Raw genomic sequence first — 7322 nt, forward strand, 5'->3', positions numbered from 1 at the left:
CTCCGACTTCCCGGAGGGTCCTGCCGAGCCCCGGACATCGCCGCCGCGCCACGTCCCCCGGAGGAACCACGCGTACGCGATCGCCACGCCGGCGACGTTCGAGACGATGAACCCCCACCAGATACCCGGCGGGCCGAGGGCGGGGAGAAGCGCCGGCAGCGAGCGGGTTGCGCCCGCAACTTCGAGCGTGTAGGGGCCGATCCCGTAGGCCAACGCCGCGGCGACCGGGAGACGAATGCCCCCCAGAAAGACGACCGCGATGGCGGCGGCGATGAGCGTCTGTCCGGCCCCCCGGAACGCGCCGGTGTAGGCCCGTATCACGCCGATACACCCGAAGGTGAGCGCGACGTACCGGAGGAACTCCGCGCCGACGCCGATCACCTCGGGATCGTTCGTGAACACCGCCGAGATCGGTTCCGGGAACAGGAAGATAGCCCCCCCGGCCGCCCCGAGGATGAGAAACATCGCTTTCGCGGCGAAGTGGGCCGCCTGGCCGGCACGATCGGGTTTCTTCGCGCCGATGTTCTGCCCGGCCATCGTCTCGACGCCCTGGGAGACGGCGATCGCCGGCAGGAAGATGACCGAGAAGATCCGGACGCCGATCCCGTAGCCGGCGACGACGGCGGTCGGAAAGCTCCCGACGACCACGAGCATCGCGTTGACCGAGATCGCGCGGCCCGTCGACTCGATCGACGCCGGAACGCCGATGTCGAGAGTCTTCTTGAAATACGCTGCGTCGGGGCGCATGTCGGCCAGCCGGATCTTCACGCCCCGCGTGCCGGCGAACATGATCGCGAGGCCGACGGCCATCGCCAGCCCCCGCGAGATGATGGTCGCATAGGCGGCGCCGACAATACCCAACTCCGGAAACGAGACGGTCCCGACGACCGGGGCGTCGGCGACGATTGTCCACCCGAAGATGAGAAACGGGTCCAACGCGAGGTTGACGACGACGGTCCCGAACATCACGAGCATCGGCGTGACCGTGTCGCCGTACCCTCGCATCAGCGAGATGAAGACAAAAAAGCCGAACATCAGGGGTAGTCCGAGCGCGATCACGCGCATGTAGGCGGTCGCGGCGGCCAGCGTCGCCGGTTCGGCCCCGAACACCCAAAGAAGATCGTCGACGAGGACGTACCCCACGGCCCCGATTCCGATCGCAGCGACCACCGCGAACAGCATCGTCTGAGAGGCGGCGTACTCCGCGGCGCGTTCGTCGCCAGCGCCGATGTTTTGAGCGACCAACACGGACCCGGCGACCGACACCCCAAGCCCGAGCGAGATGAGCAAAAACACCATCGGGAACGCGAAGGAGATGGCCGCAAGCGCCGTCGTCGAGTACTGGCCGAGCCAGAACGTGTCGACGAGGTTGTATGCGGTCTGCAGCAGGTTCGTGATAACGATGGGTAACGAGAGGTAAAAAAGCGGCCTCGCGATCCCGCCCTCCGTGAGCTCGAGGTCGTCTGGACCCTTGAACATCAGTTTCAGCCCTCCCGACCGACAGCCTCGCCCAGCCGCCCGTCGTAACTGCGCACTACCCGGTCTACGATTCGGCCGGACAAATGGATTCCGTCTCGACGCCGCATCGGCACATCCCGGCCTCCGTTTAACGCGCTACCGCCGCCGGCCGCCGTGGCCAGGGTAGTCGCGCTCGAAGCGCGTTTTGATCTCTTCCGTCGAAACCTCGATCACCGTTGGCCGTCCGTGCGGGCAGGCGTAGGGGTTCTCACAGCCGTCGAGCGCCTCGAGCAATGCCTCGACGGTCCCCTCCCGTAGCGACGTGTTCCCCGTGATCGAGGGGTGACACGCCAGATCGCCCAGTACATCGTCGACGACCGACTCGACGGTACCCTCCGGGTCGCCCCCGACGAACTCCCCGAGCAGGTCGCGGGCGAGTTCCGGCGTCGCTTCGCCGACGTGGTCGGCCAGGAACGCCGGCACTGTCGTCACCGAAAGCGTTCCATCATCGACACGTGTCCTGAACCCCAGCCGCGAGAGCGCCCCGCCGTACTCGTCGGCCAGCGCCGCCTCGCGGGCGGTCACGCTGACCGCCACAGGGTTGGCAAGGGTCTGAGTGGTGACGTTGCCGGCGAAGCGCTCCTGCAACCGCTCGTAGTTCACCCGCTCGTCAGCGGCGTGCTGGTCGATCAAGAGAAGTCCGTCCGCCGACTCCGCGACGAGGTAGGTGTCGTCGAACTGCCCGAGGACGTGCAGGTCAGGGAGTCGATCGAACTCCTCGGGCGTTCCCGTGGTTTCCTCGCCGTTGAGGGTCCGCTGTGTCGTCGGTCCTGACGAACTGTCCGGAGTCGTGGGGTCCGACGGGGCGTCCGTGCTCCGCGGTGTCGCTGTCGGGGGTCCATCCCGTGTCGATCCCTCCCCTCTGGCGTTCGGTCCCGAAGTGGTCCCCTCGGCGTCGGCCGATGTCCCGGGATCGCCCGCACCCCCGGAGTCAGGCGTTCGGGAACTGCTCTCCGTTCGGTTTTGCGTTCGCGCGTCCCCTCGATCCGTCCCAGGGGTGCTCGCCTTTCCCGGCTCAGTTTCGGCGCTCCCAGCCCGTGCTTCGGCGTCGTTTTCGCGGCTGTCGCCCCGGTCGTCGTGATTGTCTCGAGAGGCGCGCTCCGCCGGGCTTCGCTGCTCGCCCTGCTCTTCCGGTTCGCCCGGATCGTCGCCGGCGTCGCTCCCCGTTTCCCCGGGCGATACCTCGGTTTGTTCGGGGGCCGATCGCCCTCGTGGCGCGCGCGACCGGAGCAGCCCCGCCCCGGAGAGGGCCGCCTCGACGGCCTCGGTGACGGCCGTCTTGACCGCCGCCTCCTCGGCGAACAGTACCTCGAGTTTCCGGGGGTGAACGTTCACATCGACGCCGCCCGGCGGGAGTCGCAGATCGACCACGGCGAAGGGGTAGCGGTCCGGCGCGAGTTCGTCGCCGTAGGCGTCGACGACCGCCTGCCGGACCGCGCTCGCGGTCACGTACCGGCCGTCGACGAGCGTCGTCACGTACTCACTGCCCGCCCGATTCGTCTCGGGGTGGCTGATGAGACCCTCAACGCCGGCCACCGGACGCCCCGTCTCGCCCTCGCACTCGACGGGGACCATCGACGCGGCCACGTCGCGGCCGTACACCGCCATCACCGCGCTCTTCCGGTCGCCGTCGCCAGTCGTGGCGAACGTCTCGCGATCGTCCCGCGAGAGCGAGACCGCAATGTCGGGGCGAGCCAGCGCGTAGCCGGTGACGATCCGGGCCACGTGGTCGAACTCCGTCGCCTCCGTCTTGAGGTACTTCCGACGCGCCGGGACGTTCCCGAAGAGGTTAGCCACCTCGACGGTCGTTCCCTCCGGACAGCCCGTCGGGCCGCACGAAACGAGCTCGCCGCCCTCGACGATTAACTCGGTGCCGCGTGAGCCACCCCGCGGTTTCGTCTCGAGTCGCAGGCGCGCCACCGATCCGACGGCGTGTAGCGCCTCTCCCCGGAACCCGAGCGTGCCGATCGAATCGAGATCGCCGACGTCCCGGAGCTTGCTCGTGGTGTGTTCCTCGATCGCCAGCCGGGCGTCGGATTCGGTCATCCCGACGCCGTCGTCCGAGACGACGATCCGGTCGGTGCCGCCAGCCTCGACGGCCACGTCGATCCGGCTCGCCTCGGCGTCAAGGGCGTTCTCCACCAGCTCCTTGACAACGGAGGCGGGGCGCTCGACGACCTCCCCGGCGGCGATCCGGTCGCGTGTCTCGGCGTCGAGTTCCCTGATATCCGGTGACATCGCGTCTCGGTTCGACGGTGTGTCGGGGCAGGCGTAATGGTTTCGCCCGTGCTATCGGGCAGAACGGGGTAGGAGAAATAAAAGATGTGTTTAGCCGACTGAGGGTCACTCGTCGCCGAGACGACGCTGCCACTCCCGAACGCGGTTCATCAACTCGACGGGCGAGGTCTCGGCGAGTGACGTTTCACGGACCTCGTCGACGACGGCGGCCGTCTCAGTGTCGACCGCCTCACCGTCGCCGGATGCGCTCTCGCCGGGGTCGCCATCGGTGAGTGGACTGCTGTCGGATACGCTGTCGTCGTCCGCTCCGTCCCCCGACGGCTCGTTCCCGTCCTGAAACTCCCCGCTCCCGAGGTCGAACACCGTCTGCACGGGCTCCCCGGAGCCGCCGCCTCTCGCCTCGATCGCCCGCTCCTCGCGGAGTCGCCGGAGGACATCACCGGCCCGGTCGACGACCGGTGTCGGAACGCCCGCTAAGTCGGCCACGTGGACGCCGTAGGAGCGGTCGGTCGCCCCCGGTTCGATCGTCCGGAGGAAGGTGACGCCTTCTCCCGAGTCCCCATCTCCGCCCGTTTCGCTCCCGGCCTCTGTCTCCGCTCCAGCCTCCGCTTTCGGTTCTCCTGCCACAGCAACGTGGACGTTCTCGACGCGGGGCAACTCCTCGGCCAGCGACGTCAACTCGTGGTAGTGCGTCGCAAATAAGGTGAACGCGCCCACCTCGTTGTGGAGGTACTCCGTGGCCGCCCACGCGATCGAGATGCCGTCGTACGTTGCCGTCCCGCGGCCGACCTCGTCGAGGACGACGAGCGACTTCTCCGTCGCCGAGTGGAGGATGTTCGAGAGTTCCTCCATCTCGACCATGAACGTTGAGCGCCCGCCCGCGAGTTCGTCGAGCGCGCCAACCCGGGTGTAGATCCCGTCCACGAGGCCGACCCGTGCCGAGTCGGCAGGGACGAACGATCCAACCTGCGCGAGCAGCGTCACGAGTGCGGCCTGTCGCATGTACGTCGACTTACCCGACATATTCGGGCCGGTGACGAGCAGGAATCGGCGTTCCCGGTCGAGATACAGGTCGTTCGGGACAAACTGGGTTTCGGTCTCGACGACCGGGTGCCGCCCGGCCTCGATATCGAGGACGCGCTCCCCCGTCAACTCCGGGCGCGTCCACCCCTGGCGTGCGGCGTGGGCCGCGAGCGAGCAGTAGGCGTCGAGTGTCGCGAGGGCCCGCCCGACCGCCCCGAGTAGCTCCGCCCGGTCGGCGACCGACGACCGGAGCCGACAGAACGCCTCGTACTCGCGCTCGCCGCGCTCGTCCTCCAGCCGAAATATCTCCCGCTCCGTCTCCCGGAGCCCCTCGAAGACGTACCGTTCGGCGTTCTTCAGCGTCTTGATCCCCTCGTACTCTTCGGGCACCGCGTCAGCCTCGGACTTTGGAACCTGGACGTAGTAGCCGTCGGTCTTGTTCCGTCCCACCGTCACCCGCGAGAAGCCGTGGCGGCGCTTCTCGCGCTCCTCAAGCGTCTCGAAAAACTCCAGAGCCGACTCATGGCGGGCCACGAGGTCGTCGAGTTCCTCGTCGTAGCCGCGTGTGATGAGCCCCCCCTCGTGGAGCGTCTTCGGCGGATCGTCGGCCAGCGCCCCGAGTTCCGACCGGAGGTCCGCGATCGCAGCCCGATCGAGATCCTCGAACAGCGTCGAGACCGGCGAATCGGCGAGTTCCGGGGCCCCCCCGATGCGTTCGTGAAGGTCGGGCACGAGCGCTAGCGTCTCCCGAACACGCAACAGGGCGTCGGCGTCAGCGCTCCCCGAGACGGCCCTGGACGCGGCGCGCTCGACGTCGTAGGCTCCCGAAAGCGTCTCCGCGATCCCGTCCCGAGCCAGCGCGTCCCCGAGGAGGGCATCGACAGCTTCGTGTCTGGTCTCGAGCGTCCCCTCGCGCCGGAGCGGCCGGGTAAGCCACTCCTTGAGGAGTCGCCCGCCGGCGCTCGTCTCGGTGTGATCGATCGTCTCGAACAGCGTCCGCCCGCCCGGGGTCATCGGCTCGATCACCTCAAGATTCCGCTGTGTCGTCGCGTCGACGGCGACGTGATCGTCAGGTTCGTACGCGCCAATCCGGGTGACTGAGGCGAGCGCCCCGACGCCCGTCGCTTCGACGTAGTCGATCGCTGCCCCCGACGCCGCGGCGGCGATCTCGGAGAGCCCAACACTTTCGGGGGCATCCCCAAACTGCTCCGTGAGGCGGTGACGCGCCCGTCCCGGCGCGAATGCTTCGGTCTCGTGCAGCGTCAGCCGGGCGCTTAGATCATCTCGGATCGACGCGAGAAAGTCGTCATCGTTTCGGACCCGCGGTCCCGGCAGCACCTCGACAGGGTCGAAGCGGTAGAGCTCCGAGAGCGTTCGGTCAGCCGCGTCCCCGCCGGACAGCGTCGTCGCCCGGAAGCGCCCGGTCGTCACGTCACAGACCGCGAAGCCGTATGCGCCGTCGTCGTACGCGACGCTTGCGAGGTACTGGGCGTCGGATTGGTCGGTCTCAACGAGCGTCCCAGGGGTGACGATGCGGACCACCTCGCGGACGATATCCCCGCCGTCGTCGCGTTGGTCGGCGACGGCGACCCGATAGCCCCGCTCCGCGAGCGCTTTTATATACGGCGTCAGTTCGTCGACCGGCACTCCGGCCATCGCATGGCTTTCACCGCCCGAGGAGCGCTCCGACACCTTCAGATCAAGTTCCTCGCCGACCAACTCAGCATCCTCGCCGAAGAACTCGTAGAAATCGCCCATCTGCATCGCTAGCAGGTCGGCCTCGCTGTCGGCCTTCAATTCGAAGAACTCCCCGACGATACCCGAACTCATGTGCGAACCGGGGAGTGGAGGCCGCTAAAGGGTGACGGGTCGTTGCGGTTTCGCGTCGATGCAAAACAATGTCGGCTGCCTACAGCTCCTCAATAAACTCGATCCACTCGCCGTTCGGGCCGTAGACGAACGCGATCTTGAGATCGCCGAACGTCTCAGGCGGCATGAGAAGCTCTGTTCCGCCCGATTCGAGTTCCGCGACGGCGCTGTCGATGTCGGGAACGACGAAGCCGAAGTGGAGGATGCCGGCCGGGAGGTCCTCGACGAGGCCGTTGATCTCGTAGGGCGGTCGTTCGAAACAATAGATTCGCTTGTCGGCGACGGAGAGCGCGACGTAGTTGGAGCCGTCGCCGGCGTCGCCCGACTCCAGTAGTTCGCCGCCGAGGACCTCCTGATAGAAGGCGGTACTGGCTTCGATGTCGTCGGTCTTGATCGCGACGTGAAAGAACCGTTCGAGTTCCATACCGCATCAACGCGCCGACGTTTATAAACTGCTTGTGCCCACCCGTCCCGTTCTTCCGATACCAGTCGGCGGCCGCTCACGCGGAGCGGTTCGCGGCGGCCTCGACCGCTTCGAGCGCGGTGTTGAGGTCTTCGGAGAGCACAGCGATACCCCTGCCATCGATACCGGTGACGGCACACGGCGAGGCTTCGAGCGCGTCTTCGACGCTGGCGTCGGGGCGACACTCGATGCCGACACGGAGCTCGGGATC

At 67.5% G+C, this 7322-nt stretch carries 4 protein-coding genes; all 4 read right to left on the reverse strand.

From position 1 onward, the window contains the following. Window positions 1–1479: MATE family efflux transporter (locus ACI944_RS09400; protein WP_411718786.1), on the reverse strand; the 1479-nt coding region annotated here is incomplete at its 3' end. Window positions 1480–1614: 135 nt separating this feature from the next. Continuing rightward, the gene (gene mutL, locus ACI944_RS09405; RefSeq protein ID WP_411718787.1) at window positions 1615–3756 is read right to left on the reverse strand and encodes a DNA mismatch repair endonuclease MutL; all 2142 of its coding nucleotides are present in this window, start codon (window positions 3754–3756) and stop codon (window positions 1615–1617) included. A gap of 105 nt (window positions 3757–3861) precedes the next feature. Further along, window positions 3862–6609: a DNA mismatch repair protein MutS gene (mutS, locus tag ACI944_RS09410; protein WP_411718788.1), complete on the reverse strand. Its 2748-nt coding sequence runs from the start codon at window positions 6607–6609 to the stop codon at window positions 3862–3864. A 79-nt stretch (window positions 6610–6688) separates the two neighbouring features. Next, window positions 6689–7072: a VOC family protein gene (locus ACI944_RS09415; RefSeq protein WP_411718789.1), complete on the reverse strand. Its 384-nt coding sequence runs from the start codon at window positions 7070–7072 to the stop codon at window positions 6689–6691. Window positions 7073–7322 lie beyond the last annotated feature (250 nt).

Source organism: Natronomonas sp. (assembly GCF_046710025.1).
Classification (GTDB): Archaea; Halobacteriota; Halobacteria; order Halobacteriales; family Haloarculaceae; genus Natronomonas.